Annotated in this window: 18 protein-coding genes; all 18 read right to left on the bottom strand. The window is 43.4% G+C overall.

The window, feature by feature from the left end; all coding sequences use genetic code 11:
- Positions 1 to 28: 28 nt before the first annotated feature.
- Positions 29 to 1,285: a cell division protein FtsA gene (ftsA, locus tag ACLPIE_RS06915; protein ID WP_210837392.1), complete on the bottom strand. Its 1,257-nt coding sequence runs from the start codon at positions 1,283 to 1,285 to the stop codon at positions 29 to 31.
- Positions 1,286 to 1,314: 29 nt separating this feature from the next.
- Entirely contained in the window at positions 1,315 to 2,121 is an 807-nt protein-coding gene (ftsQ, locus tag ACLPIE_RS06910) for a cell division protein FtsQ (RefSeq protein ID WP_430260789.1), read from the bottom strand.
- 1 nt (position 2,122) lies between these two features.
- Positions 2,123 to 3,043 (bottom strand): D-alanine--D-alanine ligase, encoded by a 921-nt coding sequence (locus ACLPIE_RS06905; RefSeq protein WP_430260788.1) that lies wholly within the window; start codon positions 3,041 to 3,043, stop codon positions 2,123 to 2,125.
- Positions 3,044 to 3,045: 2 nt separating this feature from the next.
- Entirely contained in the window at positions 3,046 to 4,509 is a 1,464-nt protein-coding gene (gene murC, locus ACLPIE_RS06900; RefSeq protein ID WP_430260787.1) for a UDP-N-acetylmuramate--L-alanine ligase, read from the bottom strand.
- Positions 4,510 to 4,565: 56 nt separating this feature from the next.
- Entirely contained in the window at positions 4,566 to 5,639 is a 1,074-nt protein-coding gene (murG, locus tag ACLPIE_RS06895; RefSeq protein ID WP_430260786.1) for an undecaprenyldiphospho-muramoylpentapeptide beta-N-acetylglucosaminyltransferase, read from the bottom strand.
- Positions 5,636 to 6,829, bottom strand: a complete 1,194-nt coding sequence (gene ftsW / locus ACLPIE_RS06890; RefSeq protein ID WP_430260785.1) for a cell division protein FtsW — start codon at positions 6,827 to 6,829, stop codon at positions 5,636 to 5,638. Before ftsW ends, murG begins: the two co-directional genes overlap by 4 nt.
- Positions 6,829 to 8,139, bottom strand: coding sequence for a UDP-N-acetylmuramoyl-L-alanine--D-glutamate ligase (gene murD / locus ACLPIE_RS06885; RefSeq protein WP_430260784.1), 1,311 nt, complete (start codon positions 8,137 to 8,139; stop codon positions 6,829 to 6,831). The genes ftsW and murD overlap by 1 nt, the downstream gene beginning before the upstream one ends.
- 1 nt (position 8,140) lies before the next feature.
- Positions 8,141 to 9,223 (bottom strand): phospho-N-acetylmuramoyl-pentapeptide-transferase, encoded by a 1,083-nt coding sequence (mraY, locus tag ACLPIE_RS06880; RefSeq protein ID WP_430260783.1) that lies wholly within the window; start codon positions 9,221 to 9,223, stop codon positions 8,141 to 8,143.
- The gene (murF, locus tag ACLPIE_RS06875) at positions 9,217 to 10,581 is read right to left on the bottom strand and encodes a UDP-N-acetylmuramoyl-tripeptide--D-alanyl-D-alanine ligase (protein WP_430260782.1); all 1,365 of its coding nucleotides are present in this window, start codon (positions 10,579 to 10,581) and stop codon (positions 9,217 to 9,219) included. The genes mraY and murF overlap by 7 nt, the downstream gene beginning before the upstream one ends.
- Positions 10,578 to 12,065, bottom strand: a complete 1,488-nt coding sequence (gene murE, locus ACLPIE_RS06870) for a UDP-N-acetylmuramoyl-L-alanyl-D-glutamate--2,6-diaminopimelate ligase (protein WP_430260781.1) — start codon at positions 12,063 to 12,065, stop codon at positions 10,578 to 10,580. The genes murF and murE overlap by 4 nt, the downstream gene beginning before the upstream one ends.
- Complete coding sequence (ftsI, locus tag ACLPIE_RS06865) at positions 12,052 to 13,818, bottom strand: peptidoglycan glycosyltransferase FtsI (protein WP_430260780.1); 1,767 nt, start codon at positions 13,816 to 13,818, stop codon at positions 12,052 to 12,054. The genes murE and ftsI overlap by 14 nt, the downstream gene beginning before the upstream one ends.
- A gap of 11 nt (positions 13,819 to 13,829) precedes the next feature.
- Positions 13,830 to 14,150: a cell division protein FtsL gene (ftsL, locus tag ACLPIE_RS06860; RefSeq protein WP_430260779.1), complete on the bottom strand. Its 321-nt coding sequence runs from the start codon at positions 14,148 to 14,150 to the stop codon at positions 13,830 to 13,832.
- The gene (gene rsmH, locus ACLPIE_RS06855) at positions 14,150 to 15,103 is read right to left on the bottom strand and encodes a 16S rRNA (cytosine(1402)-N(4))-methyltransferase RsmH (RefSeq protein ID WP_430260778.1); all 954 of its coding nucleotides are present in this window, start codon (positions 15,101 to 15,103) and stop codon (positions 14,150 to 14,152) included. Before rsmH ends, ftsL begins: the two co-directional genes overlap by 1 nt.
- A gap of 2 nt (positions 15,104 to 15,105) precedes the next feature.
- On the bottom strand, positions 15,106 to 15,564 hold the full coding sequence (gene mraZ, locus ACLPIE_RS06850) for a division/cell wall cluster transcriptional repressor MraZ (RefSeq protein WP_430260777.1): 459 nt from the start codon (positions 15,562 to 15,564) through the stop codon (positions 15,106 to 15,108).
- 693 nt (positions 15,565 to 16,257) lie between these two features.
- Positions 16,258 to 17,271 (bottom strand): catabolite repressor/activator, encoded by a 1,014-nt coding sequence (cra, locus tag ACLPIE_RS06845; protein WP_430260776.1) that lies wholly within the window; start codon positions 17,269 to 17,271, stop codon positions 16,258 to 16,260.
- Positions 17,272 to 17,355: 84 nt separating this feature from the next.
- Positions 17,356 to 17,847 (bottom strand): acetolactate synthase small subunit, encoded by a 492-nt coding sequence (ilvN, locus tag ACLPIE_RS06840; RefSeq protein ID WP_430260775.1) that lies wholly within the window; start codon positions 17,845 to 17,847, stop codon positions 17,356 to 17,358.
- A 2-nt stretch (positions 17,848 to 17,849) separates the two neighbouring features.
- A complete protein-coding gene (gene ilvI / locus ACLPIE_RS06835) occupies positions 17,850 to 19,577 on the bottom strand; it encodes an acetolactate synthase 3 large subunit (RefSeq protein WP_430260774.1) in 1,728 nt (575 codons plus the stop codon).
- A gap of 348 nt (positions 19,578 to 19,925) precedes the next feature.
- Positions 19,926 to 21,758, bottom strand: a complete 1,833-nt coding sequence (locus ACLPIE_RS06830) for an AMP-dependent synthetase/ligase (RefSeq protein WP_430260802.1) — start codon at positions 21,756 to 21,758, stop codon at positions 19,926 to 19,928.
- Positions 21,759 to 21,833: the final 75 nt, after the last annotated feature.

The raw sequence follows: 21,833 nt of genomic DNA, 5'->3' as shown, positions 1-21,833 counted from the left end.
AAGCTAATAATATGCTTCTTTATCAAAATTAAAATTCTTTTCTCAGCCAGCTAGTGACTTTACTAAACCAACCGCTAACTGATGCTCGTTTTTCTGTCTCGGTATCATCGCCTAAATGGCTTTCTTTACCGTAATGCAGAAGCCCTACTGCTGTTGAATAATATGGCTCCTGCGCATAATCCGTTAATCCTGTGATGTTGAGTGGAGTACCAATGCGCACTTGTGTATGGAACACTTTTTGAGCGCATTCAACTAAACCATCGATTTGCGCAGCTCCACCTGTCAACACGATACCAGCTGCCAAATGGTGTTTGACACCTTGTTGACGTAACTGTTCCTGTAAATTTAAAATTTCTTCATTTACTAAGTTTAATAGCTCAGTATACCGTGGCTCGATAACTTCTGCTAAGGTTTGGCGTTGCAAACTTCTAGGAGGACGACCACCAACACTCGGCACTTCAACGGTTTCATCTTTACTGACGATAGAACCCACCGCGCACCCATGACGCACTTTAATTGCTTCAGCATCACTTGGCGGTGTTCCGAATGCATAAGCGATATCACTCGTTACTACATTACCTGCATAAGGGATCACTTTAGTATGACGTAAAGCCCCACCAGTATAAACGGCCATGTCCATGGTGCCGCCACCAATATCCACGACACAAACACCTAACTCACGTTCATCCTCAGTTAAAACGCTATAACTTGCTGCTAGACCAGCAAAAATAAGTTGATCAACTTTTAACCCGCAACGTTCAACCGCTTTAACAATATTCTTTGCCATATCGTTATGGCAGGTAATCAGATGCACTTTGGCTTGCATTCGCACACCCGATAAGCCAACAGGGTTTTTAATTCCCTCTTGGTAATCAATCGCAAACTCTTGTGGGATCACATGCAAAATTCGGTGCTCGTCACGTACGCGAACAGATTTTGCAGTATGTACCACGCTGTCAACATCTTCTTGAGTCACTTCTTCTTCTGAAACTGGCACCATACCAATTTCATTTTGACAGCTAACATGTTTGCCTGATAGCGCAAGATAGACAGAAGATATTTGGCAATCTGCCATTAGTTCTGCCTGATCGATGGCTCTTTGGACACATTTTACCACCGACTCAAGGTCATTTACGCCACCTTTGTCCATTCCACGAGATGGACAACTTCCCACCCCAATAATATTAACCATACCATCGGGCAGAATTTCGCCAACAAGGGCGGACACCTTGGAAGTTCCAATTTCAAGGCCTACCACTAATTTTCTGTCCGTTGCTTTAATCATTTCTTCTGCCTAATTAGAGTTATTAGTCATTATTGTAAACTTGGTGGAGCATCTACCAAAAGTGGCGCCCAGCCCACCGCAGCACCGCTGGTATAACGCAAGTCAACATAATCAACCCGTTTATCCGTTGTTTGCTGCAAAAGCGGATACAGTTCTAAGAACCGATTTAACCGCTCTGCCACATCTTTTTTGCCCAATTCGATTCTGACATCATTATCTAAAATAATTTGCCATGCATGGCGAGCCGTCATTGAAAGTGACTTCAGCTTTAAATTATGTGCTGCTAACGTGTTCTTAAAAATTGCAAATTCTTTAAGAACTTCTTTTTGGCTACCTTGTGGTCCATACAGCAGCACATAATCACCTTTGCCATTTTCACTAATAGGTAAGTTAAATACTCTACCCTCTGCATCCACCATATTTTGATCGTTCCATCTCGCAAATGGGCGATACTCAACAATATGTATTTTTAATTCATCTGGCCACTGTTTACGCACAGTCACTTGGCGTACCCACGGCATCATACTTATTTGGTTTTGGATAGCGTTGACATCAACAGTCATAAACGTCCCGGGCTGCCCTAATGATAAAATGGCCTTTCGGACATCATCATTTTTGGTGTAATGGCGCTCACCTGTTAAAACCAACTTTGACATCGGTAGCCGATCTGCATCTTTCATCCATGTCATCACCATCCAACCACTCCAAATAATGGTGCCAACAACGATTAGGAAGAAAAGCAAACCGCCTATGAATGCGCCATTACTTGGACCTGAACGTGGGTCATCATCGTTCTTATGTTTATGATGCCTAACGTTTAATGCTGCCTGTGACATATCAACGAGCCAATTTTAAAATTTGCACAACTAACTGCGAAAAATCCATGCCTGCTTGACGCGCTGCCATTGGTACTAAACTATGGCTCGTCATTCCCGGTGATGTGTTAACTTCCAGCAAATAAAACTGACCATTGCTATCTTGCATCACATCAACACGCCCCCAACCTTCACAGCCAACCGCTTGATATGCTGTCATCGCGAGTTGTGTAAGTTCAGACTCCAATTGTTCATCTAAACCACTTGGGCAGAAATATCGCGTTTCATCAGACAAATATTTTGCTTCATAGTCATAAAAAACACCCGGTGGTTGAATACGAATTGACGGTAAGGCTTTTCCACCTAATACCGCAACCGTATACTCAGGCCCACTGAGCCATTTTTCGATTAATACCGTTTCATCAAACTGAAACGCTAAATCTAAGGCTGTAGGCAATGCCTCTAAGCTATCGACCTTGCTCATACCAACACTAGAACCCTCTAGGTTAGGTTTAACAATCAGCGGTAAACCGAGTTGTTGAACCTTTGCGGTGATTTGTTGGTATGTCATTTCAGTGTGTTGCGATTTTGTTAAGTATACATAAGGAGATACATTTAATCCTGCGCCTTGCCATAATTGTTTGGTTCTTAACTTGTCCATACTAAGCGCACATGCCATCACCCCACTTCCGGTATAAGGTAAATTCAAAAACTCCAATAGCCCTTGCAGCGTGCCATCTTCCCCACCACGGCCATGTAAGGCAATAAACACTTTATCGAAACCAGCTTGTTTTAAGGTTTCAACAGGAAAGTCTTTGGTATCAATAGGATGAGCATCAATACCCGCCTGACGTAACCCAGCGAGCACAGCATTTCCGGACTGAAGTGAAACCTCACGTTCAGCGGATGTTCCTCCTAATAAAACCGCAACTTTCTCTGTCATATTTATTCCTCGACCATTGGCGGCTGTAATTTCGTTTCGGCTAAGTTTTTAGCTATTTTACCAATATTTCCTGCGCCTTGAACTAAAATTAAATCATTTTCATCAAGAGTTTGAGCGAGTATATGTGGAATTTGTTCAGATTCTGCCACATAAATAGGATCAATCTGACCACGACCACGAATTGTTCTACATAATGAGCGACTATCGGCCCCTGGCACATGTTTCTCTCCTGCTGAATAAACATCCAACATGAGCAAAACATCAACTTGTGCTAATACGTTAACAAAGTCGTCATATAAATCACGGGTTCGCGTATAACGGTGCGGCTGGAAAATCATCACAATACGTTTGTCAGGCCAACCTGCTCTTGCCGCTTTAATTGTTGCATCGACTTCTGTAGGGTGGTGACCGTAGTCATCAACTAGCATCACTTCACCTTGTTTGCCATTCACATTCCGCAGTGCAAAATTGCCAAGAAAATCAAAACGACGTCCCGTTCCTTGGAATTCAACTAACGCAGACAATATGTGTAAGTCATCAATACCTTCTTCCGTTGCAACCGCAACTGCGGCAGTGGCATTTAATGCATTATGACGACCCGGCGCATTCAATACGACAGTCAATTCCGGCATCCCTTCGCGAGCAATTGTAAAAAAGCCTTGATTGCCTTTTTGTTCGTATTTGGTGATACGCACATCAGCGTCTTCACTGAAACCATAAGTCGTGATATAGCGACCAATTTTAGGCAATAGTGAGCGAATAACAGGATCATCGATACACATCACCGCACGCCCATAAAAGGGTAAGTTATGCAGAAAATTAATGAACGTGTCTGTTAAGTTATCAAAGTTGCCTTGATAGGTATCCATATGGTCAGCTTCAATATTGGTAACGACCGCCACTAATGGCTGCAAATGCAAGAAGGATGCATCGCTTTCGTCTGCTTCTGCAATCAGGTAGCGGCTACTACCTAAACGAGCGTGAGTACCCGCTGATTTCACTAACCCACCATTGACAAATGTTGGGTCCAAACCAGCTTGTGCATAAATGCCGGAAATCATTGCGGTCGTGGTCGTTTTTCCGTGTGTTCCCGCAACGGCGATACCGTGACGATAACGCATTAGCTCGGCTAACATTTCAGCGCGACGAATAACAGGAATACGTAACTCTTTGGCGGCTTGAATTTCAGGATTCTCATTTGAAATTGCAGTCGAAACCACAACCACGCTCGCATTTTCAACATTTTCAGGGCGGTGGTTAAAATAAATTGTTGCGCCTAATTCGGTCAATTGTTGAGTCACTGCGTTTGGTGCTAAATCAGAACCACTAATTTCATAGCCTTCATTTGCCAACACTTCAGCGATACCTCCCATGCCAGCACCGCCGATGCCGACAAAATGGATGTGCCTGACTCTTCTCATTTCTGGCACTGATATTCTTAATTTCGCTAATTGTTGTGTATTCACTATATTTATTCGCTTCTAATTAAATCGGTTTAAATCGGTATCAATAATGGCTAATGTTATCTAGCCACTTCGCAAATGACGGCAGCGACTCGCTCCGTTGCATCTGTAATTGCACAGCGGTGGGCTTTTTCTGCCATCGCTAATAATTCAGCTCTGTCCCACTGTTCCAGTAAATTTGCCACTGCGTCAGCGGTAAACTGTGGCTGTTCTAAAATCTTTGCAGCGCCTGCCTTTTCAAGCGGTAATGCATTCCAATACTGTTGGCGGTCTTTATGCTGAAAAGGAACAAAGATTGCAGGTAAACCTGCTGCTGCAACTTCACTGACAGTTAAGGCGCCTGATCGACAAACTACAATATCTGCCCATGCGTAAGCTTGCGCCATATCGTCAATAAATTCAGTAACTTTATACTCAGAATTACCCGAAACTTGTATATGTTTATTATACAATGCTTCCGTAGATTCCTTACTGCCTTTTCCAGCTTGATGCCAGATATTTAACTGTTTGCCTGTTTTTTCGGCAACTAATGGCATAACTTGATTTAATATACGCGCACCTTGGCTTCCACCCACAACCAATACGCGTATCGCACCATCACGCCCCGCTAAGCGAATTTGTGGAGCAGGTAATGCAAGTACGTCTTCCCGTACAGGATTACCCACCACTGGGGCATGAGGAAATGCACCGGGGAACGCTTGTAATACACGCTTTGCAATGCGAGATAACCATTTATTCGTTAAACCTGCGATGCCGTTTTGCTCATGTAAAACAACCGGAACACCACACTGCCAAGCAGCAATGCCTCCAGGGCCAGACACATAGCCCCCCATACCTAAGACTGCATCAGGTTGGTAACGTTTAATAATCGCTTTCGCCTGACGAATTGCTTTGTAAATACGCCAAGGAGCACCTAGCAATGCAGTTAATCCTTTGCCCCTTAAGCCTGATATTTGGATAAATTCGATCTCAATACCATGTTTAGGAACTAATGTGGCTTCCATACGATCTTGAGTACCTAACCAACGAATTTCCCAGCCCTGAGCCTGCAAATAGTGAGCCACAGCCAAGCCTGGGAAAACATGACCGCCTGTCCCCCCCGCCATGACGAGTAATTTTTTTGCCTGACTCATTTAACGCTCCTTACAAACGCCTGTGCTTTTTCAAGGCGGGTTTCAAAATCAATTCGTAACAATATTGCTATCGCCGCAGCCATAACTAACAAACTTGAACCACCATAGCTAATTAAAGGTAATGTTAAACCTTTCGTCGGTAACATACCGGAGGCCGCGCCGACGTTAACCAAAGCTTGGAAAGTAAACCAAATACCAATAGAGCATGCTAAATAGCCACCAAATAATTGGTTTGACATCAGTGCACGACGACCAATCATCATCGCCCTAAATGCCAACATAAATACCATAAGCAAAACCAACACCACACCGAAGTAGCCCAACTCTTCGGCTAGCACAGAAAAAATAAAGTCAGTATGAGCCTCTGGTAAATATTCTAATTTCTGTACTGAATTCCCTAGCCCCTGACCAAAAATTTCACCTCGCCCAAAGGCCATTAAAGATTGCGTTAATTGATAACCACTTCCAAAAGGGTCATCCCAAGGATTCATGAAAGAAGTGACACGACGTAGACGATACGGCTCGAACCAAATCAGCGCTAACACACCGACGACACAAGCTGCAATCCCAATGATAAATGGCGCTAACCTTGCTCCTGCTAAAAATAATAAGCCCAGTGTTGTCACGACGAGTACAATAACCGTACCTAAATCAGGCTGTAATAGCAGCAATAGAGCCATCATTATCAAAATACACATTGGCTTGATAAAGCCTAAAAACCGTGTACGCACTTCATCAGCCTTACGCACTAAATAACTCGATATATAACAAAACAAGGCAAGTTTTGAGATTTCCGCAGGCTGGATCTTCACCAAACCGATGTCTATCCAGCGCGATGCTCCGTTAACCGAACTTCCTGCCACTAGCACCACGACTAACATTGCCATCGATGCCATTAATAATAAGAAGTTATATTTTTCCCAAACAGCCATAGGAATGCGCATAATCCCTAACGATAAAATAAACGCAATGACGATATACACCATATCACGCTTAGCAAAGTAGAAAGGGTCTTCGGTTAAACGTTGCCCGACTGGCATCGATGCAGATGTTACCATGATAAAGCCGACCGCAGCTAAGCCGAATGCCAACCATACCAGAGTACGGTCATAAAGCGTTGTGCCTGAAATCACGCCATTTTTTTCACCTATGACCCAATTTTTTAAACGCAGTGCACCCGGTATCATCATTAACCTAACTCCTTGGCCAATTGAGCAAATATGGCTCCACGCTGCTCAAAACTTTTAAATTGATCTAAGCTTGCGCAAGCAGGAGATAACAGCACCATGTCACCTGATTTCAATTGTGGCGCAATTTGGCGCAGACTTTGTTCCATCGTGTCTGTTAATACTGATTTTTCAGGTGCCATCTGCGCTAGCGCTTTACCATCTTGACCAAAACAATATAAGCGGTAGTTATCTGCCTCAATGTATTGTTTTAATGGTGAAAAATCTGCTGACTTGCCGTCACCACCTAGTAATAAATACAATGTGCCATCAACATGCAAACCATTCAGCGCAGCTTCTGTACTCCCCACATTGGTCGCTTTGGAATCGTTAATCCAACGAACGCCTCGATTAAATAAAACTAATTCAAAGCGGTGTGCCAACCCTGCATATTGTTTCAATACCTGAATACACGCAGGGCGTGGAAGATGAACTGCATCGGCCAATGCCAGTGCGGCTAACGCATTAAGGTAATTATGTTGCCCCGTGAGGTGCATTTCATTGACATCTAGTAGTTCCTCACCTTTTGCCACTAATACCCGTTTTTGCGTATCTAAGAAATAATCACCTTGATTTAACCCAAAACCAATACATTCATCCAATGAATGTTCTTTCGGTAAAGTCAGCGCATCTTGCACATTAACAATACAATTTTCGGCTTGATGATAAATTTTCAGTTTTGCTTCACGGTACTGTTCTAGGCCTAATGGATATCTGTCCATATGGTCTTCACTAATATTCAATACCGTTGCCGCTGCTGCTTTGAGGCTGGATGTTGTTTCCAGTTGAAAACTTGAAAGCTCTAAAACGTATAAATCATGCCCTGCATTGAGTAATGAAAGTGCTGGCGTTCCTATATTCCCCCCAACACCAACAGAAATCCCTGCTGCTTTTGCCATTTCACCAACCAATGACGTGACGGTGCTTTTACCATTTGAGCCGGTAATCGCCACAATCGGTGCGTCAGCTTCACGACAGAACAGTTCAATATCGCCCACAATCTCTATGCCGTTTTGTACGGCTTGTTGTAACTGTGGAGTCGCCAAGGCAATTCCCGGACTGGCTACGATCAAATCCGCTGACTGCAACCAGCGATTATTTAGGCTGCCACTATGGCACTCCACATTAGCAGGAAGCTTGTCTACACCAGGAGGTACTGCACGGGTATCCATCACGCGTGGCACCACACCACGCGTAAGGAAAAAGTGAACGCAAGATAGGCCGGTGATCCCCAGACCAATAATGACTACGTTCTTACCCTGATAGTCAATCATATTAACGTACCTTCAAGGTTGCCAGTCCAATTAGGACTAACATTAGCGAGATAATCCAGAAACGCACGATCACTCGTGGTTCAGGCCAGCCCTTCAACTCATAATGGTGGTGAATTGGTGCCATGCGGAAAATACGCTGTCCGCGCAATTTAAATGAACCGACCTGCAAGATAACCGACAGTGTTTCAACCACGAAAACACCGCCCATAATCACTAATAAAAACTCTTGGCGTAGTAATACCGCGATAGTTCCCAACGCGCCACCCAGCGCTAACGAGCCAACATCTCCCATGAAGACTTGCGCAGGATAGGTGTTAAACCATAAGAACCCTAACCCTGCACCCACTATCGTGGTACAAACGATCACCAATTCCCCTGCGTGAGGTAAGAATGGAATATGCAAGTAACTCGCAAAATTGACGTTACCTGTCGCCCAAGCGACTAATGCGAAGCCAGCAGCAACAAAGACCGTTGGCATGATAGCTAAACCATCCAAGCCATCCGTTAAATTAACGGCGTTACTGGTTCCTACAATCACAAAATAAGTCAGTAAAATGTACAACATACCCAGTTGTGGCATGACATCTTTGAAAAATGGCACGACCAGTTGTGTCGCAGGAGTATCTTTACCAATGGCGTACATAGAAAATGCCACAATTAATGCAATCACTGACTGCCAAAAGTATTTCCAACGCGCAATTAAGCCTCGAGTATCTTTGCGTACAACTTTGCGATAGTCATCAACAAAGCCCACGATGCCATAACCGATTAACACCAGTAATACACACCAAACATAAGGGTTATCTAAGCGAGCCCATAACAAGGTTGAAACAGTAATTGAGAATAGGATCAATAAACCGCCCATTGTTGGCGTACCGCGTTTACTATAATGCGACTCTGGCCCTTCATTGCGTACCACTTGCCCAATCTGCATTTTTTGTAAATAAGTAATCAGATGCGGCCCCATCCATAACGCAATAGCAAGTGCTGTCAGCAAACCGACAATGGCTCTAAACGTCAGATAAGAAAAGACGTTTAGCACGGAAAACTTGTGGACCAACATTTCGGCAAGCCAGACTAACATTCAAAGCACTCCTTCAATGCATTCACGACATCTTCCATTGCGGAGCTGCGTGAACCTTTAACTAAAATAGAAACAACATCATTCTGCTGTGCTAGCGGAATTAGTCGGGTTAATAAATCTGCTTTCACAGTGAAGTGCTCACCACATTCACTAAATTGGCTGATCAGCTCACTTAACTGACCAACACTTAACACTTTATCTAGACCTGCTTGCTTCGCAGCGATACCGACACGTTGGTGACAGTCATGAGCGTAATCCCCTAGTTCACCCATATCCCCCACAACAAGAATGCGATAGCCCGGCATTTTGGCTAACACGTTGATAGCCGCAATCATTGACCCATCATTGGCATTATAGGTATCGTCTAATACCACTTTGTGCTCACTCAGACGCACCGGATATAAACGCCCCGGTACCGCTTGGGTTTTTGCTAAACCATTTTTGATATCTTCAAGACTCGCACCGACTGAAATCGCCAATGCACTTGCCGCTAATACATTGGCAATATTATGAAGTCCCGGTAATGGTAAAGTGATATCAACACGCCCAGCAGGAGTGTGTAACACAAAATCCGTTGTCAGCTGTTTCACTTGAATATCAGAAGGGTAGAAATCAGCTTTAGCCTGTGAGGTCAATGAGTAATACCAAACCGTCTGACGCGGTTGGAATTGCCATTTTTCACTGTAGCTATCTAGATTAACAATCGCAGTGCCTTCTTCTGATAAGCCTTGATAAATTTCGCCTTTGGCTTTCGCTACCCCTTCTGGTGAACCAAAACCCGCTAGATGTGCACCGAATAAATTATTCACCAAAGCCGCTTCAGGCTTCACAATATGAGTTGTGTAGGCAATTTCATTAGGGTGATTTGCGCCCATCTCGACGACAGCAAAATCGTATTCATCAGTTAAGCGAAACAAGGTTAATGGCACACCAATATCATTATTCAGATTACCTGCCGTATATAGGGTTTTGCCACGCTCAGATAAAATAGATGCCGTCATTTCCTTTACCGATGTTTTACCTGACGACCCCGTCAAGCCAACCACTCGGGCTCGGCTCTGCTGACGCACCCACGCGGCTAACTGCCCCATCGCAATACGCGAGTCTTGAACCACCACTTGTGGACAATCTACATCCAGTTTGCGCTCGACCAATAAAGCCTTAGCTCCCGCAACAACCACTTCCTGTGCGAAATCATGAGCATCAAAGCGCTCACCTTTTAAGGCGATAAATAAACCATTTTCGGCAATTTTACGGCTATCCGTGCTGACCGAACTCAGCAACAATGCGGTGTCAGCCGTGCATTCAATCTGTCCTGCTGTAATTTGCGCTAATTGTGCAAGGGTTAATGGGATCATGCGATTACCCCCAATAAACGAGCCACAGTAAGACGGTCGGAGTAATCTAACTTACGCTGTCCAATAATTTGATAATCTTCATGACCTTTACCTGCAATCACAATCACATCATCAGCAGATGCCTGCAAAATCGTATTAGTGACCGCTTCAGGTCTCCCCGGAATGGCTAATGCACGGCTGGAATCCAATAAGCCCGCCATAATATCGTTTATAATATCAAGGGGATCTTCACTGCGAGGGTTGTCATCGGTAATAACCACTTTATCTGCATATTCTTCAGCGGCTGCCCCCATCAGTGGGCGCTTGCCTTTATCACGATCGCCACCACAGCCGAACACACACCATAATTGTCCTTTACAGTGCAAACGCGCTGCCGCTAAAGCTTTTTCTAAAGCATCAGGAGTATGAGCATAATCAACCACTACCGTTGGCTTATTTGGTGCGCTAAAGACTTCCATTCGACCACAGACAGGGGAAAGAGACGATGTCGATGCTAATAATTGTTCGAGTGGGTAGTCCATCATTAATAACGTTGCCATCGCCACTAATAAATTACTGACATTGAAAGCCCCCATTAGTGGACTTTCGAAAACCCCATTGCCCCACGAGGAGTCAAAATGAATAGTGGCACCTTTATCGTGGTATTCCACTTCAGTGGTTTTTAACCAAGGGCCTTGCCAATTCTCAGGAATGCGATTTTCCATTGTCACCGCACACGCTTGTGGCAACCTCTGCAACCATTTCAAGCCAATCGAATCATCCGCATTGATGATTTGTGATTTTGTATTATGCGTAGAAAATAATAGCCATTTTGCGGCTTCGTAACTTTCCATATCACCATGATAGTCAAGGTGATCACGGCTTAAATTGGTGAATACCGCAGCATCAAATTGCAGCGCGGCCACACGTCCTTGCACTAATCCATGAGAGGAAACTTCCATCGCGGTTAAGGTGGCTTTTTTATTGAGTAACTGAGTTAACTCAAGCTGAATATCTACCGCAGAGCCTGTGGTGTTTTCACTCGGCGAAACATGCCCTAATAAACCATTCCCCACCGTTCCCATCACCGCACTCGTTTCACCTAGTCCTTGCGCCCATTGAGCAATAAGTTGCGTTGTGGTGGTTTTGCCGTTTGTTCCGGTCACACCAACGAGTTTCATTTTTGCTGATGGTTGGTGATAAAACTCACCCGCCAGTGCGGATAAACGGTTATTAAGGTCATTCAAATAGATAACGGGGACGCCATGGGTAAAACGAATTTCACCTTCAGAAGCTTCCCCTTGTGCTTCCGCAATTACCGCAGAAACGCCTTGAGCAATGGCTTGAGGGATATAGTGTCGCCCATCTGACTGATGGCCTTTGATGGCAATAAACAGATCGCCCGCGGCAGCCTTTCGACTGTCTAGCGTCATCTCACGCAGTGAGACTGGAGTTGTGCTCACACCAAAGGGTGCGAGGAGATCACAAAGATTACGATCTGCCACTTTTAACCTCTTTTTGACTATTCACGATTTCATTTTGTTCGTTAGGTTGTAATGCATCAGGCTCAATGTTCATCAGGCGTAAAACCCCGCCCATAATTGAACCAAACACGGGCGCTGAAACAGCGCCCCCATAGTACTTACCTGCACTTGGCTCATTAATAAGCACGACCAGCGCATAGCGTGGATTACTTGCAGGCGCCACCCCTGCGGCATAAGCAAGGTATTTTTCTACGTAGCGCCCTTCAGGACCGACTTTCTTCGCGGTTCCCGTTTTAATTGCAATGCGATAGCCTTTAATCGCAGCTCGCGCTCCCCCACCACCGGGTAGAGCAACACTCTCCATCATATGCACAACGGTGCGCATAATTGGCTCAGGAAAAACACGCGTTCCTGGCACTGGAGGATCAACTTTAGTGATGGATAGCGGCCGGTAAATACCGAAACTTCCTATCGTTGCATAGGCTCGCGCTAACTGTAACGGTGTTATCATTTGCCCGTAGCCAAAAGAAAAGGTGGCCCTTTCTAAATCAGACCACCGTGTTTTTTTACTCGGAAAGATGCCACTACTTTCCCCGACTAACCCCAGATTAGTCGGCTTGCCAAACCCAAAGCGGCTATACACATCCACCAGCTCTGTGGCAGGCATCGCTAACGCCAGTTTAGAAACACCCACGTTACTCGACTTCTGTAAAATGCCTGTAATTGTTAGCTCCGCATACCGTGCAACGTCTTTAATTTCATGACCACTGATACGGTATGGGTAGGTATTAATCACTGAGTTTTCTTTCACTATTTTGTTATGGAGCGCACTCATCACCACCATAGGTTTTACCGTCGAACCGGGTTCGAAAATATCTGTAATGGCTCGGTTACGCATCGCATCCATCGGAGTGCCTGCTAAGTTGTTTGGGTTATAGGATGGACTGTTTGCCATCGCTAAGATTTCCCCTGTATTCACATCAACTAAAATAGCGATACCTGATTCTGCTTTATTTTCCTGCACGCCTCGGGTAAGTTCGCGATAAACAATCGATTGAATACGCTCATCAATACTTAATGTCAGGTTGTGCGCCGCTTGGCTATCTACTGACGAAATGGTTTCAATAACACGTCCATTACGGTCTTTACGCACGGTACGCTCACCTGGAGCACCTTTTAACCAACGGTCAAAACTTTTTTCAACCCCTTCAATCCCTTCGCCATCGATATTCGTAACGCCTAATAAATGCGCTGTAACGGGACCCGATGGATAATAACGACGAGACTCTTTACGCAAGTAAATGCCCGGTATTTTTAATTTTTTAACATACTCACCAATCGATGGATTGACTTGCCGCGCTAAATACACAAAACGGCCACGCGGGTTAGCCGATATTTTACTGCTGATTTGCTCTAATGGAATTTCCAGAGCATCTGCTAAGGCCTTCCAATGCTCATCATTACTGACGCTGCCTTTTTCAAATACTTCTTTAGGATCTGCCCAAATCGCATTTACAGGCACACTAACTGCAAGCTGCCGACCTTCTCGGTCACTGATCATGCCCCTCGCCGTTGCAACTTCTTGCACTCTCAACGAACGCATGTCCCCTTCTTTAACCAATTTTTCTGGTGCAATGATTTGCAAGTAAGCAACTCGTATCAATAACCCTGCTAATGCCAAGACAATGCATCCGCACAGCAAAATGAAGCGCCAGCGGACAAAACTGGTGCTTTCTACTTGTTTCTTATTTTTCGCTGTCTTTGGTGCTTTCATTTGGAACCTTTTTATTGCTTAGAAACAATAATTTTTTCTTGTGATGGCTCAACTTGAACCATTTGTAATTTATCAACCGACATACGCTCTATACGGCTATGGCTGGCTAATGCGTTCTCCTCGAGGATCAAATTACGCCATTCAATATCCAGCGAGTCTTTCTCTTCATAAAGCTTATCTTTTGCGGCGGTTAATAAGCGTGTTTCATGTGCAGTGGTCACTACAAATACAGCACTAATGATAATTGCTACCAATAAAATCAAAGGAACAATACCGTAGCGAAATAAGTCACGCCCAATAACGCGAGCTAGGCTGTGTCTTTCAGGAACCATTATTGCGCCGCCTTTTCTGCAAAACGCAGTACTGAACTACGCGCGCGCGGGTTTTCATCGACTTCATTTTCCGATGGTTTCATTTTCCCAAGGTTACGCAATTGTGCAGCACCTAATGCTCTAATTTGTGTTTCAGTCAGAGGGATACCTGCGGGAACGCTTGGTCCCTTACTATTTTTACGAATAAATTGTTTAACTAATCTGTCTTCCAAAGAGTGGAAGCTGATCACCGATAAACGCCCTTGCGGTGCCAGCACATTCATTGCTCCTACCAGCGCTTGTTCAATTTCTTCTAGCTCGCTATTAATATAAATGCGGATAGCTTGGAAACTTCGCGTTGCAGGATGTTTATGTCTGTCTTTCATCGGGCTGACTTTTGCAATCAATTCAGCAAGATGGCGAGTACGTGTTAACGGCTCTTCTTCTGGATTATGATTACGCTCCACAATGGCCCTTGCAATACGTTTAGCAAAACGCTCTTCACCAAACGTTTTCAATACCCAAGCGATGTCATCCGCATCTGCGTTCATTAGCCATTGCTGTGCCGACTGCCCTCTCGTTGGGTCCATTCTCATATCCAATGGTCCATCACGCATAAATGAAAAACCACGTTCTGGGTCATCAAGTTGCGGTGAAGAGACGCCCAAATCCAGCAATACGCCATCAATTTTACCAACAAGCCCTTCTTCTTCCATATACTCAGCAATTGCTGAGAATGGGCCATGCTTGATCATAAAACGTGGATCTTTGATGGCTTGTGCCGCTTTTATCGCTTCAGGATCACGGTCTATAGCGATTAAACGGCCATTTTCGCCAAGCTGACTTAAAATCAGCCGAGAGTGACCACCACGACCAAATGTGCCATCGATGTAGATCCCATTAGGTTGGATATTCAAGCCATTTACGGCTTCATCCAATAATACTGTTACATGCTTAAATTGCTGTTGCGTCATTGTTATAGTGACAAATCCTGTAAGCGGGCTGAAAGTGGTTCATTGGTAAGACGCTCAGCGGCAATATCGTCTTCCACTTGCTGATACCAAGTCTGTTCATCCCAAAGTTCAAATTTATTAATTTGGCCAACCAACATGACCTCTTTGGTTAGCCCTGCGTGTTGACGCAATGTGCTGGCTAACAAAAGACGTCCTGCATTATCCATCTGGCATTCACTGGCATGACCAAGTAAAAGCCTTTGTACGCGTCGTTCTGCAACATTCATGGTCGATAAACGAGATAGTTTTTCTTCGATGATTTCCCATTCAGGTAGGGTATAAAGCAATAGGCATGGCTGGTGAAGGTCAATGGTGCAGACCATTTGTCCTTTCGATTCCTCGCTCAGCATACCTCGGTAACGAGTAGGCACGGTTAAACGCCCTTTGCTGTCGAGATTAACCAGTGTTGCCCCACGAAACATACCTGATTAAACCCCTTTCATTTCCCATTCACCCACTTTACCCCACAATTCACCACATATAAAGTTTACGAATGGTATGAAAACGTTGTCAAGCCAGTCACACCCAGCTTTAGTTTTATTTACAGAACAATTCAGAAAAAATAAGAACGGGCAAAATCTGACTCGATAAGAAAATTAGAAATAACAACTTGATATAATTGATTTATTTTATTGATACAGTATAAATAAGCTGAATCTTGATGAATTGCCGAAAAATCATACAAATCACGACAAATCGAATCTGTGTCTCATTTTTAACCTATATAATTTGTATCTATTTTTTACTCTTAGTTGGTTATCAAATAACTATTAATATTTAACATGGGTAAAAACTACCTTATAAAAAAATAAAACCATTATATTTCATATCGATAAACAACTGTTTTAATAAACAGTATTAAATATAAAATATTTATCGCACAAATTGTTTACATCACTAAAATTAATTTGAGTTAATTTAATTGCCTAATTTAGCTTTCGTTCTAAAAGTGATAAAAAATATTTTAAGATAATTCCTAAAGTTAAATATTTACCTATTTTTAGCATATAAAAAAAAGACCCCTACAAAGTAGGGGCCGCTATTTTACTCATTATTGTGATCAACATCACTCATTATCGAATAATCCTTAACTGTTCGACTAAAGTTAAGTCTATTTATTGCTGTTTCCGACCTAAACTTCCACGGCGACATAAATCACGACGAATACGAGTAACACCTGGCTCGGGCTTTTGCTTTTCATCTAGGCTAGCTAATACGAGCTCCAAAATACGTTCTGCAATATCTCTGTGACGCTGTGCAAGAGAAAGTACAGGACAACCTAGAAAATCGAGTAGTTCATTATCACCAAATGTGGCAATAACCATGTGCTCTGGCAAACGACCGCTACGTTTTAAGGCCACATCGAGCACACCTTGAAGTAACGCAAATGACGTTGTGAATAATGCATCGGGCATCTGGTTGCCATTATCAAGCCAGTTTGCAAAGACTTCCGCTGCACAGTCGCGTTCATAACTATTTGCATATAAATATTTCACTTCGCGAGGGTCTTCATTCCACGCACTACGGAAACCTTGTTCACGTAAATAGCTTACAGATAATTCAGGCAATGCCCCTAGGTACAGTACCGATTCTGCTTTGAATTTACGTAATTCAGCTGAAATCATGAAAGCATCTTCTTGGTCATCACCAACAACGCTAATGAAATGCTCTTTTTCTAGCGCCCTATCTAGTGCAATGATAGGTAAAGAACGGTTTGCCCAACGCTGATAAAACGGGTGCTCTGGTGGTAATGCCGTTGAAACAATAATGGCATCAACTTGCCGCTGTAGTAAGTGCTCAACGCAGCGAATTTCGTTGTCAGGTTGATCTTCTGAGCATGCGATTAACAACTGGTAGCCACGCTGGCGAGCTTGCCTTTCAAGGTAATTTGCTATACGGGTATAGCTGGTATTTTCCAGATCAGGGATCACGAGTCCAATAGAACGCGTACGACCCGCACGTAACCCCGCAGCAACTGCATTTGGATGGTAATTGTGCTCTCTGACGACTGCCATCACTTTTTCTACAGTTTTATCGCTGACTCGATACTGCTTGGCCTTGCCGTTGATCACATAACTAGCCGTTGTGCGGGAAACACCCGCTAAACGGGCTATCTCATCCAGTTTCACGTTAACCTCTTTATAATATTGGAAACAGCCCTGACTATTTCAGGGCCTTAAGCGTGAGTATTCTACCTTCTGAAGATAAATTTTTCATCGCATAATTTTATCCCCACGCGAAACACCGACGATCCCTGAGCGTACCACTTCAACAATTTCAGCAACGCCACGTACAGATTCAATGAAAGCATCGAGTTTATCGCTTGTTCCTGCTAGCTGAACGGTGTAAAGCGTTGGCGTAACATCAACGATTTGCCCACGAAAAATATCCGCACAACGTTTCACTTCATCACGGCCATATCCTGAAGCTTGCAACTTCACTAACATGACCTCACGCTCAATATGAGCAGATGCGGTCAACTCGCTCACTCTTAAAACATCCACGAGTTTATGCAGCTGCTTTTCAATTTGCTCAAGTACCTTTGCATCGCCTTTAGTCTGGATAGTCATGCGTGACAAAGTAGGATCATCGGTCGGTGCAACGGTTAAGCTTTCAATATTATAACCGCGCTGAGAAAACAGACCTATGACGCGGGACAAAGCACCTGATTCATTTTCTAATAAAACGGATAAAATACGACGCATGATCAGGTCCTCTCTGTTTTGCTCAGCCACATTTCATCCATTGCCCCACCACGGATTTGCATTGGATAGACGTGCTCGGTTTCATCAATATTAATGTCAACAAATACCAATCGTTGATTTTCATTCACTTCAACAAGGGCTTGTTTTAATTTTGCTTCCAGCTCATCAGGTGAAGCAATAGAAATCCCTACATGACCATAGGCTTCAGCTAATTTAATAAAATTAGGTAACGACTGCATATAAGATTGAGAATGGCGGCCTTGATAAATCATATCCTGCCATTGTTTCACCATCCCTAAAAAGCCATTATTTAAGTTCAGAACCAATACCGGCAAATTATATTGCAGAGCAGTTGAAAGCTCTTGGATATTCATTTGGATACTACCATCACCTGTGACACAGACAACGGTAGCTTTTGGATGCGCCAATTTCACTCCTAGCGCCGCAGGCAAACCAAAACCCATCGTGCCTAAACCGCCTGAATTTATCCAATGACGAGGCTTATCAAAAGGATAATATAATGCAGCAAACATCTGGTGCTGGCCGACGTCCGATGTGACATAAGCTTCACCATGAGTTAAACGGTAAATCGTCTCAATCGCTTGCTGTGGTTTAATTTTGCCTTGATTAGTTTCATAGCGTAAACATTGTTTAGCTCGCCATTGTTCAATATCTTTCCACCACTCTTTTAATGCTTGAACATCTTGCGAAGACGACACTTGGTCTAGCTGACCTAGCATTTGCTTTAATGTCAGTTTTGCGTCACCGACAATAGGAATATCAGCATTGACTGTTTTTGAGATAGATGTTGGGTCCACATCAATTTGAATGACGGTGGCGTTTGGACAATATTTTTCCAAATTATTGGTTGTACGATCATCAAAGCGCACCCCCACCGCAAAAATAACATCAGAATTATGCATAACCTTATTCGCTTCATAAGTGCCATGCATACCAAGCATACCAACTGACTGCTTATGTGTTTCAGGAAAAGCCCCTAATCCCATAAGCGTTGATACGACAGGTAATTGTAGTTTTTCTGCTAGTTCAATAAGTTCAGCCGAACAGTTGGCGTTTATCGCCCCACCACCGATATAAAATACCGGTTTCTTCGCTGATATCAATTTGGATAACGCTTTTTTGATTTGCCCTTTGTGACCTTGCAATGTTGGGTTATAAGAGCGTAGAGAAACGTTATCGGGATAACGATAAGCAAACTTTAAAGCTGGGTTAACCGTGTCTTTTGGAAAATCGATCACCACAGGCCCAGGGCGTCCGCTGGCTGCAATATAAAATGCTTTTTTGATGGTTTCAGGAATTTCTTCCGCACTTTTAATTAAAAAACTGTGCTTAACTATTGGTCGAGAAATCCCAACCATGTCGCATTCTTGGAAAGCATCATTACCAATTAGCGAGCTAGCAACCTGCCCTGAGAGCACCACCATCGGAACAGAATCCATATAGGCGGTAGCAATACCTGTAATGGCATTCGTTGCGCCAGGGCCTGATGTAACAAGCACAACGCCGACATCCCCTGTTGAACGTGCATAGCCGTCGGCCATATGTACTGCGGCTTGTTCATGACGCACTAAAATGTGTTCTACCCCACCAACGGTATGCAGCGCATCATAAATATCTAATACTGCACCGCCTGGATAACCAAACACGTGCTTTACTCCTTGGTCAATCAATGACTTGACGACCATTTCAGCTCCCGACAACATCTCCATGAGTTTGCCCCCAGACATTATTTGCAAGTAAGAGGTATGAGTGACCTCTTTATTTTTATCGTTTAAATAGATTAATTCGTTCCATTAACATATCGCTCTGGCTGAAACGAAGCAAATATCATTTCAGCATCAAACTCACGAAAATCTCATATTATCTTGAAGAGGGATAAATGGCAGATAGATTGACTATATATAAAAAAAATGAAAGGCTGAATAACTAGTTTGAGTGAAAAAACAGTGAGTTTTTTCCACCTGAATAAAAATGAAAAATGATAGGAATCATCATCATCGAATAACCCAAGTTACATGTTAGACATATAACTTGGGCAACTACAATTGCAAAACCAATTAGTCTTGATACATGGATTCAATTTCTAGTTGGTAGCGTTCAGAAATAATTTTACGGCGTAGCTTTAGTGTTGGTGTTAATTCACCTTTCTCCATAGAGAAATTTGTAGGCAGTAAGGTAAAACGCTTAACCTGATGAAAATTTTCTATATTTTTTTGCAAATCTTTTAAGCGAGACTCGAATAAAGCGACAATATTCGAGTCCTTTAATAACTCTAGACGATCCCGGTACTTTAAGTTAATTGAGTTTGCATATTCTTCTAGACTATCATAACAAGGCACAATTAAAGCTGAAACAAACTTACGAGCATCAGCAATAACAGCAATATGCTCAATAAATGTATCTTGCCCTAAAACCCCTTCAATCATTTGCGGTGCAATATATTTTCCATTAGACGTCTTCATTAAATCTTTGAGTCTATCGGTGATATAAAGATTTCCCTGTGCATCGATTTGCCCTGCATCACCGGTTTTTAACCAGCCATCTGCTGTAAATGTATCTAACGTTTCGTTCGGTCTATTGTAATAGCCTTTCATGACCACAGGACCTTTGACTTGGATTTCATCATCTTTGCCAATACGTACTGATACCCCAGTTAGCGGAGTTCCAATAGAACCTAATGGATATTGCCCCTCTTCCCAACAAGACACTGTGGCGCACGTTTCTGACATGCCATAGCCATATTTGATGTTGACGCCAGCCGATAGGAAAAAAGCAATGACATCATCATCAAGACGAGCGCCTGCTGCTGGCATAAAGCGGATACGCCCACCGAGTCCTGCACGAATTTTACTTAGCACCAGCTTGTCTGCAAGTGGAAACATGGCACGGTTAAGCAACGATGGCTGACGGCCTTTCGCCATTGCGTTAACCCGTTTCTTCCCTAACAAAATGGCCCACTTGAACAGCATTCTATGAGGCCATGAGGCTTTTGCCGCTTTGCTCTGCACTGTGCTATAAACCTTTTCATAAAAGCGAGGCACTGCACACATAACCGTTGGTTTAACATCAGCAAGCGCTTCTCTTACGTAGTTAGTGTCTGTTAAATAAACATTTAGAGCCCCTACATGCATGACATAGAAGCTCCATGCACGTTCAAATACATGAGAAAGAGGTAAAAAACTTAACGAAATATCATCCTCGGTGAGTTTTAATCGTTGATCATGGAGATATAACTGTGCAGCCATGTTGTAATAGTCCAACATGACGCCTTTTGGTTCCCCTGTCGTTCCTGATGTATAGATTATTGTAAATAAATCACTGAGGTTATGAGTAGCAATGCGTTCGTTTAATTCAGATTGGTACTCAGGCTGAGCTTGAGACATAAATGTTGATAAATGTAGCGATTCAACAGCCCCTTCAATAAGTTCGACACTGTCATCCATCACTACTATCATTTTCAACTGTGGACAAAGTGCAGGTAACTGGCTAGCAACTTGGTACTGCGCGTCTTCCCCAACAAATAGCACTTTAATATTCGCATCATTGATAATATACGCAGCCTGCTCAAGACTACTGGTGGCATACAACGGTACAGTAACCGCTCTAATTTGTAGAGCAGCGAAGTCAACAAGTGACCAGTTCATACTGTTATGCGCAAAAAGGCCAATATTTTCCTGTATTGATACTTGTAACGATAAGAGATGACGAGAAATTGCCGAGGTGCGAACACCTATCTCGCTCCATGTTAACGAGCTTTGCTGCCCGTTATTCCATTGACTGAAAGCTATCCGGTTCGCTGATTCGTGAGCATCAACTCTGCTACGTAAGCGATTAACCAAGTGGTATGGATATAGATTTTCAGTAATCAAAGTGAATTCCCTATAGGTCATTATCGATATAAGTTGCTCGGTATATTCACAAGCACTTAACCATTGCAATTATTTCAGCTTACAAGTGTTAGCTGA

Source organism: Providencia sp. Me31A (assembly GCF_050487165.1).
Classification (GTDB): Bacteria; Pseudomonadota; Gammaproteobacteria; order Enterobacterales; family Enterobacteriaceae; genus Providencia.
This window is presented reverse-complemented; position numbering and strand designations above follow the sequence as displayed.